Raw genomic sequence first — 18,374 nt, forward strand, 5'->3', positions numbered from 1 at the left:
CAACCACAATGTGGCATGCTTGTGCTGTGTAGCGTCAGACGTCAAGGACGTACCTCCTCGCCAAACACGCGTTCAGCCCGACCGGTTTCACTGGTGGCCAAAATCTCCAAACACAGGTCGGTAAAACTCAGACCCGCCTGTTTAGCAGCTTTCGGTACCAATGACTTTTCTGTCATACCGGGTACGGTGTTCGCCTCTAACAAGTAAAAACGACCATCATTTCCCTGCATAACATCAACACGGCCCCAGCCACTACCGTCCAGTGCTGCAAAGGCATCACTGGCCAGCTTGCCAATTTGTGCTTCCTGTTCGGCATTTAAACCGCTTGGGCAAAAGTATTCGGTCGTATTGTCCTGATACTTCGCCGAGTAATCATAAAAAACATGAGGGGTAGACATGCGAATAGAGGGCAGAGCTTGGCCATGCAAGATTGCAACGGTGTACTCTGGCCCTTCAATGAACTGCTCTATTAAGACGTGATTATCATAATTAAATGCGTCTGTTACGGCAGCTTCGAGTTGTTTAGCGCTTGTCACTTTTGCCATGCCGATGCTCGAACCTTCGCGCGCCGGCTTGACCATGACTATGTTCCCCAAGTTTTGTATTATAACGCCGCATGATCGCGCATCAAAGCGACTTTTTTCAGCAATATGGTACGCGGCAGTTGAGAGTCCCAGCGCCTGCCATACCTGCTTACTACGAATTTTATCCATAGCCAGTGACGAGCCTAATACCCCCGTACCGGTATAAGGTATGCCCAGCCATTCCAATGCACCCTGCACGGTGCCATCTTCGCCGCCGCGTCCATGTAACATGATGATGGCCCGCTCTACTTTTAGGTCAAGCAATCCGGTATGGGGTTTTTCAGCAGGATCAAACGCGATGGTATCTACCCCAGCAGCAGTCAGGGCCTGCAATACAGCGTTGCCAGAGTTAAGTGACACTTCTCGTTCTGCTGAACTGCCACCGAACAGTACGGCGACTTTGCCATACTGCTGCGGAGTAAAGGTGCGCTGCTTAATCGTCATTCCAGTCACCTTTCAAACGTTCTATATCAAGTTCACTGGCCTGCAGTCGACGTGCCAGCTGACCAATGTTCCCGGCCCCTTGAGTGAGGACGATATCGCCATCGCGCAACGAATCTGCCAGTAAAGGACCTAATTCGTCCAGACCGGCGACATGAATTGGTTCTATTTGTCCACGCTGCCTGATAGAGCGGCACAGTGCGCGCGAATCGGCGCCTTCTATCGGTTCCTCGCCGGCGCTGTAAACATCTAACAGCAACAGCACATCAACTTGTGACAATACTCTGACGAAATCTTCGTAGAGATCGCGGGTGCGGGTGAAGCGGTGCGGCTGATACGCCATTACCAACCGTTTGTCTGGCCAGTTGCTGCGTGCAACTTTAATGGTTGCATCGACTTCGGTTGGATGATGTCCGTAATCATCTACCAGAATTGCTTTACCTTTACCAGTCTCAAATTCACCCAACATCTCAAAGCGTCGGCCTATCCCTTCAAACGAAGCCAGTGCTTCCTGAATTGCTTCATCCTGTATACCTTCATCTGTTGCGACAGCGATAGCCGCAAGCGCATTTAATACGTTATGCACACCGGGCAGATTAAGAGTAATTGATAACGGTGCGAGGTTCCGTCTTTCAACAATGAATTGGGTTTGGTTGAAGCCATGCACGATATTTTTGGCGCGCACGTCTGCCTGTTGCTCAATGCCATAGGTAATGTACTGTCTGCCCAAATCAGGCAATAACGACGCGACAACGGGATCGTCCAGACACACCACTGCGGCCCCATAAAATGGCAGGTTGTGCAAAAACTCGATGTAGGTGTCCTGCATACGCTGGAAGTCACCTTCATAGGTATCCATATGGTCCGCTTCGATATTGGTCACCACAGATACCATTGGCTGAAGATGGATAAACGATGCATCGCTTTCGTCAGCTTCTGCGATCAGGTAACGACTGCTACCCAGTCGGGCATTCGTGCCAGCACTATTAAGCAAGCCGCCAATCACGAAAGTGGGATCCAGCCCGGCGTGTGCGAAAATGCTCGCAATCAAACTGGTAGTTGTGGTCTTGCCATGGGTCCCGGCAACGGCGATACCGTGTCTGAAACGCATCAACTCAGCCAACATTTCAGCACGACGTATCACCGGAATACGAGCTCGTTGTGCAGCCTGCACCTCAGGGTTACTTTGATCGATGGCGCTGGACACCACAACCACGCTGGCTCCCGCAATATTGGTAGCGTCGTGACCAATAAATACGTTGGCACCTAATGATGCAAGCCGGCGGGTCATATTTCCCGCCTGTCTGTCTGACCCAGATACCTGATAGCCTTCGTTGAGAAGCACTTCAGCTATACCGCCCATACCAGCTCCACCAATGCCGATAAAGAAAATATGCTTTACACGGCGCATTTCCGGCACATGATAGTGGCTTTTATCTGCTTTTATCACGCGGCCTCCCCAACTAACTGCTCGCACAGACTGGCAATGTTATCCGCCACCCCGCGTTTACCCAGTCGTCTTGCTTGCTGACTCATGGCTACGATCTTCTGCGGAGCAGCCTGTAATGCTTGTATAACCTCGACCAACTTATCCTCATTCATTTCGTGTTGTGGCATTAGGATGCCGGCGCCCGCATCGCTTAATGAACGTGCGTTAAACGTTTGATGATCGTCAACTGCATGAGGCAGCGGAACATAAATCGCTGCCTTACCTGCCACCGCGAGTTCGGCAACGGTGAGTGCGCCGGCGCGGCATATGATCAAATCAGCCCACTGATATGCACTGGCCATATCATCAACAAAGTCAACCGCGTGCCAGACATTACGTTGTCCGACATATTGTTGATAGGCAGCGGAAACAGCCTGACTATTGTCTTTGCCGCACTGATGTCGGACTTCAATATCAGCGAGCCTGGCAATAACCCCGGGCAAGGTGTAATTAAGTATTTTCGCACCCAGGCTACCGCCGATGATTAATAGTCTCAGCGGAGTGTGAGGCGCGTCAGAAGCGGGCAGTTTTTCTATTACATCACGCACCGGATTACCCATCACCTGCACTTTACCTCGTACGCGAGCGCTGCGATGCTGTGCAAAGGCCCCTTCAAAACCCGCTAATACACGTGCAGACAGGAATGCGAGAATCCGATTGGTCATTCCCGCTATTGCATTTTGCTCGTGGATGATAAGCGGCGTGCCGGCTAACCAGGCCGCAACACCGCCTGGACCACTGGCAAATCCCCCCATGCCCAGCACGATATCGGGTCGATACTGTTTGAGTACTTTGCGCGCTTGCCATACTGCGCGTATCACCTGAAAAGGAGCCTTAAGCATGTTCAGCAAGCCGTTACGGCGCACACCGACCACATCAACAAATGAGATTTCATAGCCAGCGTTGGGCACCAACTGTGCTTCCATTCGTTGCGCGGTACCCAGCCAATGCACAGACCAGCCCTTTTGATGTAATACCTGTGCAACCGCCAGCCCAGGGAACACGTGACCTCCGGTCCCGCCAGCCATAATCAATATACGGTGACTCATATCGTGTCCTCCGTATCGCTGGGCTGTTGTCCTGAGACTTTCGCTTTTACGGCATTGATCAATGTGCCTTTGCGTTTTTTATTCTTACCGCTGTTGTCTGAGCTCATGGCCTGTACACCATCAACGCGCATTTCAAAGTCAATGCGGATCAAGATTGCCACTGCAATCGCCATGATAATCATGCTTGAGCCACCATAGCTAACCAGCGGTAAAGTCAGGCCTTTGGTAGGCAAAATTCCCGCGCTTGCACCCACGTTTACAGCGGTCTGGAAGCTAAACCACACACCGATGGCATACGCCAGATACGCCTCGAAAGGACGTTGTGATGTCAACGCTCGGTTGCCGATTTGCAGCGCCTTCACCACCACAAACAGCAATATACACAACACGCTTAGCACGCCCACAAAACCAAGCTCTTCAGCCAGAATAGCGACGATAAAATCGGTGTGAGCCTCGGGCAAAAATTCCAGTTTTTGCAAACTGTTACCTAGCCCCTGCCCAAGCCAATCGCCGCGTCCATAAGCCATAAGCGACTGCGTCAACTGATAGCCACTGCCAAACGGATCAGCCCAGGGGTCCAAAAATGCCGTGATGCGGCGCATCCGGTATTCTTCAAATACCACCAGCGAGACAAACGCCAGAATACCTGCCAGCGCTAAGCCAAAGAACTGCCATAGTTTTGCACCAGCCAAAAACAACAAACCAATAGTGGTCGCAAACATCACCACAATCGTGCCAAGGTCCGGCTGCATGAGCAGTAACAGCGCCAGCACAAAGAACACCACTAGGGGCTTGATGAAGCCTTTCAGATTCTCGGTGACTTCTTCATAACGGCGCACCAGATAACCCGCCAGATAGCAGAAGAAAAATAATTTAGCAGGTTCAGCGGCCTGAATGGTAATCGGCCCGACTGCCAGCCAGCGAGTGCTGCCATTGACCGTGCGCCCAACCACTAATACAGCGAGTAACAGTCCTATGGCTGCCAGCAGAAGATAGGGATTACTGACGCGCCACCAGTTCATAGGGATTTGCAGCACCACTATCGCTGCGCTCAAAGCCAGTCCCATATAGATAATATGTCGGATAGCAAAGTGAAAAGGGTTATCGAACAGACGCGCGGCAATCGGCATCGACGCTGATGTGACAATCACCATCCCAATAGCCAGTAACGCGATAGCCGCGATGGCCAGAGACACATCATAAGCACTCTGCTGCACTGCATCATGACGACGGGAGAACAAACTACGAAGCGCAGACGTCTGTTGTTGCGGCGTGACGGTTGATACGCTTGTCATGCTGCCAACTCCTCTACCGCCTGTTGGAACACATCACCGCGATGCATGTAATTATCAAACATGTCCAGACTTGCACAAGCTGGAGACAGCAGTACAACATCGCCTGCTTTGGTAACGCTGGCGGCATGATTGACTGCCTCGGTCAAGCTATTGACGTGTTTGCTTGTCGTGCCGAGGGCTGCAATTTTGTGGCCGTCTTTACCTAATGTAATCACCAGTGCGACGTAGCGATGCAGCACTTCTCGCAAAGGTGAAAAATCTGCGCCCTTGCCATCTCCTCCTGCAATCAGGATCAGTCGCCCGGCAGTGTTACCTGCAATACCCTCGACTGCCGCTACGCAGGCACCAACGTTGGTTGCTTTGGAATCATTGATCCAACGAACCCCTTGTTTTTCAGCGACCAGCTGACAACGATGCGGCAGTCCCTTAAATTCAAGACAGGCGAGACGCATGGCTTCGGTGGAGACGCCAGCAAAATGAGCCAGACCAGCAGCAGCCTGAATATTCAATATGTTATGCGCACCTGTTAGTAATGTACCGCGTATGGAAAAGAGCGGCCTGCCGTCTAAGGTAATGCATTGATTTGGCTCATCATAACCCACCCCAACAGGGCTTTCCGATAATCCAAAAGTCAGGTCGGGCGCTGTCTCGGCATTCCAGGTTTGGGGATCATCACGGTTAGCCAGGGAGTGGACAGCGCCACGGTAAATGTGCATTTTGGCAGCGCGATACGCTTGCAGGCTGCCATGCATGTCAATATGGTCTTCACTTATGTTCAGCACTGTGGCCGCGTAAGGTTTCAGGGAAAATGTACTTTCCAACTGAAAGCTGGATAGTTCCAGCACCACCCAGTCGTATTCATCATCAAGCAATTCAAGTGCAGGCGTGCCAACGTTGCCACCCACCACATATTTCATACTGTCTTGCGCCAACATTTGTGCAAGTAGCATCGTCACAGTCGACTTACCGTTTGAGCCGGTGATGGCGAGCACTGGTTTGCAGTTCGCCTGAGCAAACAATTCAATATCACCAATAACCTGGATACCTTTCACCAGCGCATTGGCAATAGCGGGTTCACGACGGCTGATGCCCGGGCTGAGTACCACCAGGTCAGCCATCAGTAGCGCGTCTAATTCAATCGGTCCTAACGTTACACTGATGTTCAGCTCGTGTTTCAGTGCTGAGCGGGTGTCCAGCGCACTGACATTAGCACCTTTTTCTAGCAGATAACGCACGCAGGAAAGCCCGGTTACCCCGAGCCCAACCACGATCACGTTTTTACCTGCTAAATGCATCATCATTTATCTCAACTTCAGGGTTGCCAGACCAATCAACACCAGAATCAAAGAGATGATCCAGAAACGCACAATCACGCGCGGCTCTGGCCAGCCTTTCAGTTCATAATGGTGATGAATAGGTGCCATACGGAATATTCGCTCTCCGCGCAGCTTGTATGACCCCACCTGTAAAATGACCGACAGCGTCTCAATGACAAATACGCCCCCCATGATAATGAGTACGATTTCCTGTCGAACCAACACGGCGATAACGCCTAATGTGCCTCCCAATGCCAATGAGCCAACATCGCCCATAAAGACCTGAGCGGGATAGGTGTTAAACCATAGAAAGCCTAACCCTGCTCCCACCACTGCGGTGCAGACAATGACCAGTTCACTGGTTGGCGCAATGTAAGGAATATTCAGATACTCAGCGAAGTTCACGTTACCGGTGGCATAGGCAAAAATTGCAAACGCACCGGCCACCAGAATGGTAGGCACGATCGCAAGCCCATCCAGGCCGTCGGTAAGATTTACCGCATTACTGGTACCCACAATGGCGAAATACGCCACGACGATAAAAAATATGCCCAATTGCGGCATCACTTCTTTGAAGAAGGGCACTAACAGAGCGGTTTCAGCAGGATCCTGGGCGCTACTGTAAAGGTACAGCGCAACAGCAATGGCTACCACTGACTGCCAGAAGTATTTCCAACGGGCAATAAGTCCTTTAGGGTCTTTACGGATCACTTTGCGGTAGTCGTCAACGAAGCCGATGATACCGTAGCTCACCACTACAGCCAGTGTGACCCAGACGTATTTATTACTCAGATCTGCCCATAGTAAAACACTGATCAGAATGGCGGCGAGGATCAGCAGACCGCCCATGGTTGGGGTACCCGATTTCGACAGGTGAGACTGTGGGCCGTCGTCACGCACCGTCTGACCAATTTGCATGGTTTGCAGCCAGCGGATCATCTTTGGCCCGATCAATATGGCAATCAGCAGCGCCGTCAGCGTGCTTAAAATGGCACGCATGGTCAGATACGAGAAAACATTGAATCCCGTATCAAACTGGGTCAGCCAATCAGATAGCCAGATCAGCATGCGATGCGCTCCCGACTGCGTTCAAACTTTCCCAATGGAGACGCCTCCAGCATATTGACCACTTCATCCATTTTCGATGAACGCGATCCCTTGACCAGAATAGTGATATCGCGCTGTTCGCCGACCACACGTTCACATAGTGAATCTACCAATGTTTGCTTATCTTCAAAATGACCACCGGATTGCTCAAATTCGTGGCTGGCAAACTGGCTGAGAACCCCCACACTAAGCAACATATCGATGCCTTTCTGTTTGGCAAACTCCCCCACTTGCTGATGATAGTCGCGAGATTTTTCACCGAGTTCGGCCATATCGCCAAGCACCAGCACCCGCAGGCCTGAAAAGCTGGCCAGCAGTTCGATAGCCGCCTTCACCGAGGCGACGTTAGCGTTATAGCTGTCGTCCAGCAGTTTGATTTGATTGGTCAGTTGCTTAACATTGAGTCGGCCACCCACCTGTTGCATGGTTTGCAAACCATCCCGAATATCTTCCAGGGTTGCGCCTACCTGCATCGCCAGCGCGGCAGACACCAATGCATTACCAACATTATGCATGCCCGGCAACGGCAGACTGACGGGCACACGCCCCTGTGATGTCAGCAAGTCGAAATTGGCACATCCGTCCAGGCCCAGGGTCACGTCCTGTGCGTGAAAGTCCGCGTTTCCCTCGAGGGAAAAGGTCAGCACATTTGCGTGCCTGAGTTTGCCTTCCCAGAACTTATAGAACTGACTATCGGCGTTTAACACTGCTGTCCCACTGGCCTGCAAACCCTTGAATATCTCGCTCTTGGCCCGTGCAACCCCCAATAGACTGCCAAAGCCTTCCAGATGAGAAGCCGCCGCGTTCACAATGGTGGCGACATCTGGTTTCACCAGCGAGGTGGTATAGGCGATTTCACCAAGATGATTCGCCCCCATTTCAATGACTGCATATTCATGCTCAGGTGTTAATCGCAGCAGTGTCAGCGGTACACCAATATCATTGTTAAAATTACCCTGGGTTGCCAGCACATTGCCTCTTCTGCCCAGAATTGACGCGACCATTTCCTTCACCGTGGTTTTACCGCTACTGCCAGTTATACCGACCGTCTTGGGGGCTAATGTTGCTTTTACTGCCGCGCCAAGTTGCCCCAGCGCCAGTTTAGTGTCTTCAACCAGAATTTGCGGCAAGTGAGAATCGGCTTTTGTCGACACTAATAACGCTGAAGCGCCCTGCTGGGCTGCGACATCGACAAATTTATGACCATCGAAATTGGGGCCCACCAGAGCAATAAACAGGTCGCCTTGGGTAATCTGCCGGGTATCCGTACTGACTCCGCAAAGGGTTGTACTTTCACCAAACAAGGTGCCGTTCACCTGCTCGGCTATCCACTCCAGTGATACACTGATCATTGCTCTCTCCCCACAAACAAATGTTTTATATATTCTCGTTCGTTATAGTCATGGCGTGTGTCACCAATGATTTGATAGGTTTCATGCCCTTTCCCTGCCACCAGAATCATGTCCTCAGCACTTGCCTGTTTCAGACAGCTTTGTATCGCTACACGACGGTCCAGCTCAATTTGCACTTTGTCGGGCGCGCGCATGCCTGAAAGAATGTCAGAAATGATGGCCTGTGGATCTTCTGAGCGGCTGTTATCGTTGGTCAGGATCACTCGTTCGGCAAGTTGCTCGGCAATTTCCCCCATCAATACACGTTTACCCTGATCACGCTCACCGCCGCAGCCAAAAATACACCATACTCGCCCGGCATTATGCTGACGCACTGCCAGCAACGCTTGATGAAGGGCATCCGGTGTATGGGCATAGTCGACTACAACATGGGCGCTGGCGTCATCACCAAAGACTTCCATTCTGCCAGGCACTGGTCGCAAAAGAGCACTATGTTCCAGCAATGCGCGTAGCGGAACCTGCAGACATAGCAAGCTTGCCAACGCCGACAGCAAATTGGTGATGTTAAAGGCACCAAGCAATCTCACGCTCAGTGTGCCCTGTCCCCAACTACTATCAAGATTCAGACTGATACCATTTGGCAGGTATTCAATTTGGGTCGCGACACAATAAAGTTCTTTAGCGTCTGGTTTATCTCCGCTGGCGGACACCCACACTGGCGTTACGCCTTCGGGCATGGCTTTATGCCAGTTGAGGCTTTCTTCATCATCCCGATTCAGGACGGCAAATTGCAAACTTGGTTGGGTTAACAATAGTCGCTTGGCACGGGCGTATTCAGCCATGCTGCCGTGATAATCCAAATGATCGCGAGTCAGGTTGGTAAATACCGCCACCTTGGTATCAAGTGCCGCAATGCGATGCTGTACCAATGCGTGAGACGACGCTTCAAGGGCCACCTGCTTGACACCGCTGGCAACAAAATCAGCCATTAATGACTGCATTGTCACGGCATCAGGCGTCGTGTTCAGCGTGTCGTCGTAATTGATTTCGGCATCATTCAATTGATAAATACCACTGCCAAGCGTGCCAATACTGGCTGATGTATCACCAATCAAACGTCGCAGTTGACTAATAAGCTGTACAGTTGATGTCTTGCCGTTAGTACCGGTTACTGCAATAACATCTAACTGCTGGGCTGGATAATGATAAAAGGCCGCTGCCATATCTGAGATGAGCTCTGGCAGATTGAAAACATGGACGATAACACTTTGCTCGCGCATGGTAATGGCGCCGTGTTCGTCAGCCTCGTCGGTCTGCGCGATGATCAGCTTGGCGCCAAGGCTGATCGCCTGTGGAATGAACTCCCTGCCGTCCCGCTCATGCCCTTTCACCGCAATGAAGGCGCTATGAATCGCCACGTTACGGCTATCCAGGGTCAGTGAATCGACCCTGATATCTGGCACGTCTAAATCAAACGCAGCAAGCCACTGTTTGGCGCTTTGGGTCGCATTAGTCTGCACGTGGCAACCCTCCCATCACGCTTGCCATAGAGGAAACGTTACGCGCATCGGGTGGTACGTTGAGCAATTGCAATGCGCTACTCATAATGGCACCGAATACTGGCGCTGCCGTATCACCGGCATGGTATAGATCGCCGCCTGGTTCATTTATCAATACAACGGTGACCAGACGCGGCTCCGACACTGGCGCAATACCGGCAAATATATTCACGTATTCTTCGCCGTATCCACCGGCAATGGCTTTACGACTGGTACCCGTTTTGCCCGCCACACGATAGCCGGGAATAGCCGCCTTGGTACCTGAACCGCCATCCTGTGTGACGCTCTCAAGCATACCGAGCAACAATCTGGCGTTTTCAGCACTGATCACCCTCTCGGCATACACTTCCTCATCGTTTACGACCATATTCAACGGTCGCTTCATGCCGCCATTCGCCAGGATGGTATACATTCTGGCCATTTGTAAGGTCGTCACACTGAGACCATAGCCAAATGACAGGGTCGACAGTTCAAATTGTGACCAACGATTGCGCTGATGAAAAATACCGCTACTCTCCCCGAGCAGATTAGTACCAGTATCTGACATCAGCCCCATCTTGTAATACGTGTCGAGCAGGAATTCGCGAGGCACCGACAGCGCCAGTTTAGACGTCCCCATGTTGCTCGATTTTTGAATGATACCGGTTAGGTCCAACTCACCGTTGTTGCGCAGGTCCTGTACCAATGCTCCGCCCACTCGCATCCAGCCGGGATGGGTGTCAATCACGGTATCTTTGTCTGCTACACCGAATTCTAAAGCGCTAAGTACAGCCAGAGGCTTAACTGCTGAGCCAGGTTCGAAAGCATCGGTTATGGCACGATTACGTACTCTATGTGGTGCCGCATCTGCACGGTTATTAGGATTGAAGGACGGACTGTTTACCATGGCCAGTATGTCACCGCTGTGAACATCAACGACGACGGCAGAGCCCGACGTTGCCTTGTAGAAAGTGACGGCCTTCTTCAGCTCTTTATAGGCGATGGACTGAATACGCTGGTCTATCGTAAGCTGGATGTTACCCGCTTTTTCGCCCTGCTCCATCTCGATAATCTCGACCTGGCGACCCTTTGCATCGCGGCGAATTTTGCGCGTTCCCGGGGTTCCGGTTAACCAGTCATCATAGAGTCTCTCTATACCTTCCAGCCCCTTATCATCGACGTCAGTAAAACCAATCACATGGGCCGAGACTTCACCCGTTGGATAGTAGCGTCTGGATTCGTTGCGCAAATAGATACCATCGATATCCAGCTGTTCAACATAGTCAGCCATTGCCGGCGATACCTGACGTTGAATGTAAACGAATCGACGTTCTGGATTATTTACTCTGTCGTACAAAGACTGCACGTCTTGTCCCAGCACGTTAGCCAGCGCCTGCCAGCGACGTGTGTCTTGCAGAGCGTTATTCTGATGAATGATTTTCGGATCTGCCCAAATCGCACGAACCGGAATACTGACGGCCAGCTCCTGCCCATTGCGGTCGGTGATCAAACCACGGTGATTAGGCAAAGCGCGGGTACGCAGAGTGCGATTGTCACCTTGCTCTATGAGAATATCTGGTTCGATGACCTGAATGAATGCGGCACGCAGCGCCAGCACGGCAAACACGGCGACAATGACAATCAGCACGACCGCAAAACGCCAATGCACAAAGCTCGGATTAGCATTTTGTTTAGCCTGACCGGTGCGTGCGCCTGCGCGCCCCAGTTTCATACTCAGTATGCTCATCTGACCCTCACCACCACTTCGTCTTCGGGGGCAGGCCGATGCATGTCCAACTGTTTGGTGACCATATTTTCAATACGGTTATGCTCGGTCAGTGCGCTTTGTTCAAGCACCAGGTGACGCCATTCAACATCAAGTGCATCTCGTTCTTTCATGAGCTGTTCGAGGGCAATTGCCATCTGCCGATTATGGTGTGCACTCAGGATCACGGCAAAGGCAGAAGCCATCACCATTAAAAACAACAAAACCCGCAGCTTGTGGCGGGCCAGGTCAGAGACCAGAATTATGACGAGATTGAAATTAGTCCTACTTGTCATAGCTTCTCTGCCACCCTTAACACCGAACTTCGTGCTCGGACATTTTGCCGGGTTTCTTCTGTTGAGGGTTTGATGGCTTTACCTATTGCCTTGAGTGCTTTATCAGCGTCTATTTGCTCCTGTGTGACGGGCAGCCCCGGGGGGAAAACTTTGCCCTGGGATTGTTCTTTGATAAACCGCTTGACCAACCGGTCTTCCAGAGAATGGAAGCTGATCACGGCCAGTCGACCACCGGGTTTAAGCACCTGAAGCGCCGCCTTCAGTCCATGTCTGAGTTGGTCCAACTCGCCATTAATATAAATTCGAATACCCTGAAACGTGCGTGTTGCCGGATGTTTGAATTTGTCTTTGACAGGCACCGCGCGGTCAATCAGTTCGGCAAGCTCTGTAGTGGTGTTGATCGGCGTGTGTTGACGCTGTGACACAATAGCGTGGGCGATACGCTTGCCAAATTTTTCTTCGCCAAACTCTTTGATGACCTGTGCAATATCTTGCTCATCGGCGCTTGCCAGCCACTCTCTGGCACTCATTCCCCGGGTAGTATCCATGCGCATATCCAAAGGACCTTCACGCATAAAACTGAATCCTCGAGAGGCATCGTCCAACTGCGGTGATGACACACCGAGATCCATCAACACGCCGTCAATTTTACCCAGCAAACCCCATTGTTCGAGAGCGTCAGACATGTCCGCAAAGGCTTGATGAATTATGTCAAAGCGTTTATCGTCAGCGAACTGTTCAGACGCTTTAATCGCATCGGGGTCACGGTCAAATGCAATAAGTTTACCCTGGCTTGATAATGCCGCCAGAATTGCTCTTGAGTGGCCGCCGCGACCAAAAGTCGCATCCACGTAAATGCCACTGCCGTGGATATTCAGTGCGTTAACGGATTCTTCCAGCAACACTGACTGGTGTTGGAGGGGGTGGCCGGATGTCACAGTGAGAATTCCAGCAATCTGTCTGTTAATTCGAAATCAGACTGCTTCTCGGTCTGGATGTCAGCTTCTACCTGCTGTGCCCATACATCAGCGTCCCAAATCTCAAATTTATTGAGCTGTCCTACCAACATAATTTGTTTATCAAGACCAGCGTGCTGACGCAGGGTGGGAGCGACCAGGAAGCGACCATTCTTATCCATATCGCCTTCCGACGCATAACCAAGAAGGAGCCTCTGCAGACGTCGTTCATGCGGATTCATTGAAGAAAGCTTACTCAGTTTGAGTTCAATTTCTTCCCATTCAGTCAGTGGGTAAAGCAGCAAACAGCTTTGCTGAGTATCAATCGTACAAACCAGCTGTCCCTGACAATCATCTAACAGCGCTTGGCGATACCGCGTTGGGATCGCCACTCTGCCTTTGCTGTCCAGATTGATTGCGTTAGCGCCGCGGAACATTCCCCTAGCCTTTTTATTGTGTTGTTGCTTTTGTTTTTCTTATTTTCTTCGAGCACTGACTTGTGACGAATTGAGACCGATTGATCCACTTTCTGCCACTTTTACCCACTTTGCACAGTTTAGGTACCACTCGCCCCCCCTGTCAAGGCGAAAAAAGCCTTTTTCAGAGCGATAAAAAACCTGCATTTTTAAGCCAGATCGGAAGTCTATGAATTCAGTAGAAAAAGTAGATTTGAGAAGGGAAATGTCGCGGCTAAAACGAAAAAACCGATGCGAGTGCATCGGTTTTTTCTGCGACTTGCACAGCGTTAGGCTTGCGGTGCAGATTCCTGCTGTGGAGCTTGTGCGTCGTCTTGTTTGACGACACTCAGCTGCAGGTTACGAATCGGCGTGTCAGTGTTGTTTGACAGTTCGACCAGACGGTTAAGCTGCCCTAGCGACATTAACATGGCGTAGATCGCGCCCAGGAAGCCAGCTTTATGAAGCTCGACAATAACGTCATCTGACAATTCATGCAGACGCTTCTCACTGATGCTGAACATACCCGTGACATTGCGCTGTTGACCATTTTCATAGGTCAGTAGAAGTTGTATAGGCTCTAGCAGATCAAGTTCTGCAATCTTTTTCAGGAAGCGCTGCGTCATCATTTCACTGTTGGCCAGATCGCCCAGGAACTGGTGACGGTTACGCATGAACTCAGTAGGGTTACCTTCTTCATCAAACAACGCCAAACCGTCTTCGACCAGCAGGTCACTGTTTTCATCAACGTATACACCCAGTTTGTCACCATCGGGACGTACATCGAATGGATAACGCTGGACATTCCACGGTACGGCTGGTGCATTCCAGCGATCGTCGGCCCAGAACATGTTTTTATTCGGTTCAACACCCAGCATCGCTACGCAGTGGTAATTATTGCTCTTTGGATCCTGAATGATCACGATCGGCATGCTGCCCGCCAATTGCGCAAACTCGCGGATACTGGCCGCTGAAAGGTGTGCATTTTTGCTGTATTCGAAATTGTGTTGCTGCTTGACCTTCAGTGCAGCATGCTTGTCTTTATCTAAAGGAACGTAATTAATTGCCATCTATCCTTTCTCTTCTTATATGCTCTGAAAAACTTGCCGTAATTGGCAAAGGCGCCAAGTATCTGTGATCTGGCAGGTGAAGTCACGCCGTACACTAACAAAAAATTATCACTTCGACAGGCCTTGTCGCCTGGTGGTTGTTTAACTCCTTGATTTACGTGATGATTGATAAAATTCCTAAAAAGGTACCCTAGCATGCGCGTTGCAACCCTTGTTGGTTTATTCACTGCTGGCGTCATCACGACTGCCGCCGGTAACGCTTCACAGACTGACTGGCCATTTCCTCAGGATACGCCAACCGTCGAGCCTGTTTCGATTGGTATGGCCAGCGATCGACCGATTGATATTTCACGTTTTCTGCTCGCCAGAGGGGCATCAGCAAGTAGCATCAACGCGCAAGGCTCACATGTTGCCTATATCAGTTCGGTAACCGGTCGTAGACAGCTTTGGGTCATGCCAGCGCGCGGAGGACAAGCTAAGCAGCTGACATACGGCAATGGTATCACCTTCTATCGCTGGCATCCGGATGGTCAGAGGCTGTTATACGCCGCTGACAATAATGGTGACGAGCGTGAAGCGTACTACCTGATTTCTATGGATGGCACCCGCGAGCAACAGGTATTGCCTTACAGCAATGGTTATCGGGAATTTGGCGCATTTAGTCAGGATGGCAACCGCTTCAGCTATGCGTCAACCGAGCGCAACGGCCGAGACTTCGATATTTATGTATTCGATATCCAAAGTGGCAAAACCAGTATGGTGTTTGAGGCTGAATATGGATTCTCTCCGGCCGCCTGGCATCCGGATAACCAAAGATTGCTGTTAACCGAAACCCGTGGCGAGGATGCGAATAACCTTTACTTACTTGATACACAGTCAGGCAATGTCAGCACCTTGTTTATACCCGAGGTAGCGGCAAGTTATGAAAATCTGATTTGGCACCCAGACGGCGAAGGCTTCCATTTTACCTCCAACCAGAACGGTGAAATGAAACACTGGCAGTTTTACAGTCTGACAAACGGCCAACATCAGGACCTTGCCACACCGCAACATAATGTTGAACGGCTGCGCTTGTGTAATGCCGGCCAGAGTATGCTTTGGCAAGTCAATCAAGACGGCTACAGCCAGCTGTTTGTGCGCTCTCTTAGTAACAATAGAGACAAAGTCATCAAGCTACCCGTTGGCGTTTACAGTTCAAGCTGTGCCAAGTCTGGTGACATGGCCATTGTTCAAGTATCCGGTCCGCAGGGGCCTGGCAGACTATTCTCTCTGAACCTGAGTACCGGCAGCGTCACGCAAATATTTGATGCCGATATGGCTGGTATTCAAAGCGAAGAATTAGTCACACCTGAAATAATCAGTTTCCCCGCCAGAGACGGTGTTACGCTGCATGGCCTGCTGTACATGCCAGCTCAGAGCAGTGATGCACCTTTACCTCCACTGGTAGTCGATATTCATGGTGGCCCCACTGCTCAGGCAAGGCCAAGCTGGCAACCACTTACTCAGTATCTGGTAGGTAAAGGCGTAGCGGTACTGGATATCAATGTGCGCGGCTCTACCGGGTACGGCAAGACCTTCAGCCGCCTGGATAATCAGGAGAAGCGACTTGATTCGGTCAGAGATCTGGTCGATGCGCTACGCTGGTTGGAAAAGGAAGGACGGGTCGATACGTCACGGGCGGCAGCAATTGGTGGCTCTTACGGCGGTTATATGGTTAACGCCGTGATGGGTGCTTACCCTGATGCATTTAAAGCCGGCGCATCATTCGTTGGCGTTGCTGACTGGGTGCGCGCGCTCAACAATGCCTCGCCAGGATTAAAAGCATCAGATCGCATAGAGTATGGCGACATTAGTGAGGCACGTTGGCAACGGTTTTACGCCAACAATTCGCCGATTAATACGGTGAACAACATCACGGCGCCAATGTTTTTTCAACATGGTGTTAACGACCCAAGGGATCCTGTGACAGAATCCGATACTATGGTCAAGGCGTTACGTGAACGCGGCATTCCGGTCACCTACCTGCGTTTCCCTGACGAAGGGCACAGCGTACGAAAGTTGGAGAACCGCGTAACATTCTATCGTCAACTTGCTGAATTTCTCGAACAACACCTTTAATAAAAGAAGTACAACATAATGAAAACATCGCTTACCCTTGCTTCGATCGCCACAGTGCTGTGCCTGACAGGGTGCGCAAGCACCGCGCCACGCAGTGCAGCCGACATTGCCCAACAAACGATTATTGTGGATGGGCACATTGATGTGCCTTATCGCGTAAATGAGCAGTGGGTTGATGTCACTGTCGCTACTGATGGAGGAGATTTTGACTACCCTCGTGCCGTGGCTGGCGGATTAAATGCCCCCTTTATGTCCATTTACGTCCCGGCATCACTGGATAATTCGCCAGAGTCAACAAAACTGGCACACAAGCTCATCGATTCGGTGGAAGCCATCGTTGGCAGAGCACCGGACAAATTCGCGATTGCTGAAAGTCCGGATGATATTGAACGTCACTTTGCGCAGGGTCTTATTTCTTTGCCTATGGGAATGGAAAATGGCTCACCTATTCAGGGCGATCTAAACAATCTTGAACTTTTCTACCAGCGTGGCGTGCGTTACATCACACTGGCTCATTCGCAAAGTAACCATATCAGCGATTCAAGCTATGATCTTCGCCGGCGCTGGAAGGGCCTGAGTCCGTTCGGCAAAGAGCTGGTCAAAGAGATGAACAAAATTGGCATGATCATCGATATCTCACATGTCTCTGACGATGCGTTTTATCAGGTTATTGAGCTGACACAGGCTCCGGTCATTGCTTCACACTCCTCGCTACGCACCTTCACCCCAGGTTTTGAACGCAATATGGACGACGATATGGTCAAAGCACTGGCGGATAATGGCGGCGTGATCATGATCAATTTTGGCTCCGGTTTCGTCAGTCGCGCGGCTCGTCAATGGCGCGACGCTATGGGCAAGGAGCGCGAACGCATTGAGCAGGAATTTGGCCGTAACAGCGAGCAGTACAGGGAATTTGATACCCGCTATCGGGAACAAAATCCTTACCCGTTTGCCAACCTCGACACCATCCTTGACCATATCGACTATGTGGTCAATCTGGTGGGAATAGACCATGTTGGTATCGGTTCTGACTATGACGGTGTCGGTGATTCATTGCCTGAGGGACTCAAAGACGTCTCCACATTCCCCAATCTGATTGAAGGACTCCTCAATCGCGGCTACAGCGAAGACGATATAGAGAAAATACTCAGCGGCAACGTGTTACGCGCATGGCGCGAGATTGAGGCGGTGTCAGCACGCCTGTCTTCATAGCGCAGTAAAAAACACCGTTATAAACACTGCTATGGCAATCACCATGTAAGGAAGCGGAGATTGCCATATGCTTAGCGGCTTCGTATCGTCGGCATCACGACCTACTGGCTGTGCAACTTCTTGAGGTTGGGCTTTACGGCGCTTCAGCCACACACCAAGCGCGGCAAAAAATACCACCGCAATGAGGATTGCCAGCCCCATATCGAACCCTTCGTACAGGTAGGCTGCCCAGAAGTACAAAAACAGATAAGTGAGTACCGAAGCCCAAAAAAATACTCGCATGATGGTTTAACTCTCCTGGCCTATGGATATCGTGAAACGTCACTCTAAG

The 18,374-nt window shown here is 50.9% G+C and carries 16 protein-coding genes; 2 read left to right on the forward strand and 14 right to left on the reverse strand.

Going from position 1 to position 18,374, the window contains the following annotated elements:
* Window positions 1–41: 41 nt before the first annotated feature.
* The 13 genes from G441_RS19010 to G441_RS0116775 all read right to left on the reverse strand — a co-directional run bounded on the left by G441_RS19010 (window position 42) and on the right by G441_RS0116775 (window position 14,713).
* Window positions 42–1,028, reverse strand: a complete 987-nt coding sequence (locus G441_RS19010) for a D-alanine--D-alanine ligase (protein ID WP_051275685.1) — start codon at window positions 1,026–1,028, stop codon at window positions 42–44.
* Entirely contained in the window at window positions 1,018–2,475 is a 1,458-nt protein-coding gene (gene murC / locus G441_RS0116720; RefSeq protein ID WP_026377394.1) for a UDP-N-acetylmuramate--L-alanine ligase, read from the reverse strand. The genes G441_RS19010 and murC overlap by 11 nt, the downstream gene beginning before the upstream one ends.
* The gene (murG, locus tag G441_RS0116725) at window positions 2,472–3,563 is read right to left on the reverse strand and encodes an undecaprenyldiphospho-muramoylpentapeptide beta-N-acetylglucosaminyltransferase (protein ID WP_026377395.1); all 1,092 of its coding nucleotides are present in this window, start codon (window positions 3,561–3,563) and stop codon (window positions 2,472–2,474) included. Before murG ends, murC begins: the two co-directional genes overlap by 4 nt.
* Complete coding sequence (gene ftsW, locus G441_RS0116730) at window positions 3,560–4,858, reverse strand: cell division protein FtsW (RefSeq protein ID WP_026377396.1); 1,299 nt, start codon at window positions 4,856–4,858, stop codon at window positions 3,560–3,562. The genes murG and ftsW overlap by 4 nt, the downstream gene beginning before the upstream one ends.
* Window positions 4,855–6,159 carry a UDP-N-acetylmuramoyl-L-alanine--D-glutamate ligase gene (murD, locus tag G441_RS0116735; protein WP_026377397.1) on the reverse strand — a complete coding sequence of 435 codons (1,305 nt, stop codon included), beginning with the start codon at window positions 6,157–6,159 and terminating at the stop codon, window positions 4,855–4,857. The genes ftsW and murD overlap by 4 nt, the downstream gene beginning before the upstream one ends.
* Window positions 6,160–7,242 (reverse strand): phospho-N-acetylmuramoyl-pentapeptide-transferase, encoded by a 1,083-nt coding sequence (gene mraY / locus G441_RS0116740; protein ID WP_026377398.1) that lies wholly within the window; start codon window positions 7,240–7,242, stop codon window positions 6,160–6,162.
* Window positions 7,236–8,633, reverse strand: coding sequence for a UDP-N-acetylmuramoyl-tripeptide--D-alanyl-D-alanine ligase (gene murF, locus G441_RS0116745; protein WP_026377399.1), 1,398 nt, complete (start codon window positions 8,631–8,633; stop codon window positions 7,236–7,238). The genes mraY and murF overlap by 7 nt, the downstream gene beginning before the upstream one ends.
* Window positions 8,630–10,153 (reverse strand): UDP-N-acetylmuramoyl-L-alanyl-D-glutamate--2,6-diaminopimelate ligase, encoded by a 1,524-nt coding sequence (gene murE, locus G441_RS0116750; protein WP_026377400.1) that lies wholly within the window; start codon window positions 10,151–10,153, stop codon window positions 8,630–8,632. The genes murF and murE overlap by 4 nt, the downstream gene beginning before the upstream one ends.
* Window positions 10,143–11,918, reverse strand: coding sequence for a penicillin-binding transpeptidase domain-containing protein (locus G441_RS0116755; RefSeq protein ID WP_034475480.1), 1,776 nt, complete (start codon window positions 11,916–11,918; stop codon window positions 10,143–10,145). Before G441_RS0116755 ends, murE begins: the two co-directional genes overlap by 11 nt.
* Window positions 11,915–12,232, reverse strand: coding sequence for a cell division protein FtsL (gene ftsL / locus G441_RS0116760; protein ID WP_026377402.1), 318 nt, complete (start codon window positions 12,230–12,232; stop codon window positions 11,915–11,917). The genes G441_RS0116755 and ftsL overlap by 4 nt, the downstream gene beginning before the upstream one ends.
* Complete coding sequence (rsmH, locus tag G441_RS0116765; protein WP_034475482.1) at window positions 12,229–13,170, reverse strand: 16S rRNA (cytosine(1402)-N(4))-methyltransferase RsmH; 942 nt, start codon at window positions 13,168–13,170, stop codon at window positions 12,229–12,231. Before rsmH ends, ftsL begins: the two co-directional genes overlap by 4 nt.
* A complete protein-coding gene (gene mraZ / locus G441_RS0116770) occupies window positions 13,167–13,625 on the reverse strand; it encodes a division/cell wall cluster transcriptional repressor MraZ (protein WP_026377404.1) in 459 nt (152 codons plus the stop codon). Before mraZ ends, rsmH begins: the two co-directional genes overlap by 4 nt.
* Before the next feature lie 308 nt (window positions 13,626–13,933).
* On the reverse strand, window positions 13,934–14,713 hold the full coding sequence (locus tag G441_RS0116775; RefSeq protein WP_026377405.1) for a SapC family protein: 780 nt from the start codon (window positions 14,711–14,713) through the stop codon (window positions 13,934–13,936).
* A 195-nt stretch (window positions 14,714–14,908) separates the two neighbouring features.
* On the opposite strand from G441_RS0116775, the gene G441_RS0116785 reads away from it, so the two are divergent.
* Entirely contained in the window at window positions 14,909–16,831 is a 1,923-nt protein-coding gene (locus G441_RS0116785; RefSeq protein WP_084407418.1) for a S9 family peptidase, read from the forward strand.
* Window positions 16,832–16,849: 18 nt separating this feature from the next.
* Entirely contained in the window at window positions 16,850–18,043 is a 1,194-nt protein-coding gene (locus G441_RS0116790; RefSeq protein ID WP_026377408.1) for a dipeptidase, read from the forward strand.
* Here the strand turns inward: G441_RS0116790 and G441_RS0116795 are convergent.
* Entirely contained in the window at window positions 18,038–18,325 is a 288-nt protein-coding gene (locus tag G441_RS0116795; RefSeq protein ID WP_026377409.1) for a hypothetical protein, read from the reverse strand. The two genes, G441_RS0116790 and G441_RS0116795, sit on opposite strands and share 6 nt — an antisense overlap.
* Window positions 18,326–18,374 lie beyond the last annotated feature (49 nt).

Origin of the sequence: Aestuariibacter salexigens DSM 15300, assembly GCF_000429145.1 — a bacterium.
Taxonomy (GTDB): domain Bacteria; phylum Pseudomonadota; class Gammaproteobacteria; order Enterobacterales; family Alteromonadaceae; genus Aestuariibacter; species Aestuariibacter salexigens.

Coding starts and splice junctions, on each gene's coding strand:
- murG (WP_026377395.1), bottom strand. CDS start 3,563: ATGAGTCACCGTATATTGATTATGGCTGGCGGGACCGGAGGTCACGTG.
- ftsL (WP_026377402.1), bottom strand. CDS start 12,232: ATGACAAGTAGGACTAATTTCAATCTCGTCATAATTCTGGTCTCTGAC.
- G441_RS0116775 (WP_026377405.1), bottom strand. CDS start 14,713: ATGGCAATTAATTACGTTCCTTTAGATAAAGACAAGCATGCTGCACTG.
- G441_RS0116795 (WP_026377409.1), bottom strand. CDS start 18,325: ATGCGAGTATTTTTTTGGGCTTCGGTACTCACTTATCTGTTTTTGTAC.
- murF (WP_026377399.1), bottom strand. CDS start 8,633: ATGATCAGTGTATCACTGGAGTGGATAGCCGAGCAGGTGAACGGCACC.
- G441_RS19010 (WP_051275685.1), bottom strand. CDS start 1,028: ATGACGATTAAGCAGCGCACCTTTACTCCGCAGCAGTATGGCAAAGTC.
- G441_RS0116785 (WP_084407418.1), top strand. CDS start 14,909: ATGCGCGTTGCAACCCTTGTTGGTTTATTCACTGCTGGCGTCATCACG.
- ftsW (WP_026377396.1), bottom strand. CDS start 4,858: ATGACAAGCGTATCAACCGTCACGCCGCAACAACAGACGTCTGCGCTT.
- G441_RS0116755 (WP_034475480.1), bottom strand. CDS start 11,918: ATGAGCATACTGAGTATGAAACTGGGGCGCGCAGGCGCACGCACCGGT.
- murD (WP_026377397.1), bottom strand. CDS start 6,159: ATGATGATGCATTTAGCAGGTAAAAACGTGATCGTGGTTGGGCTCGGG.
- mraY (WP_026377398.1), bottom strand. CDS start 7,242: ATGCTGATCTGGCTATCTGATTGGCTGACCCAGTTTGATACGGGATTC.
- G441_RS0116790 (WP_026377408.1), top strand. CDS start 16,850: ATGAAAACATCGCTTACCCTTGCTTCGATCGCCACAGTGCTGTGCCTG.
- mraZ (WP_026377404.1), bottom strand. CDS start 13,625: ATGTTCCGCGGCGCTAACGCAATCAATCTGGACAGCAAAGGCAGAGTG.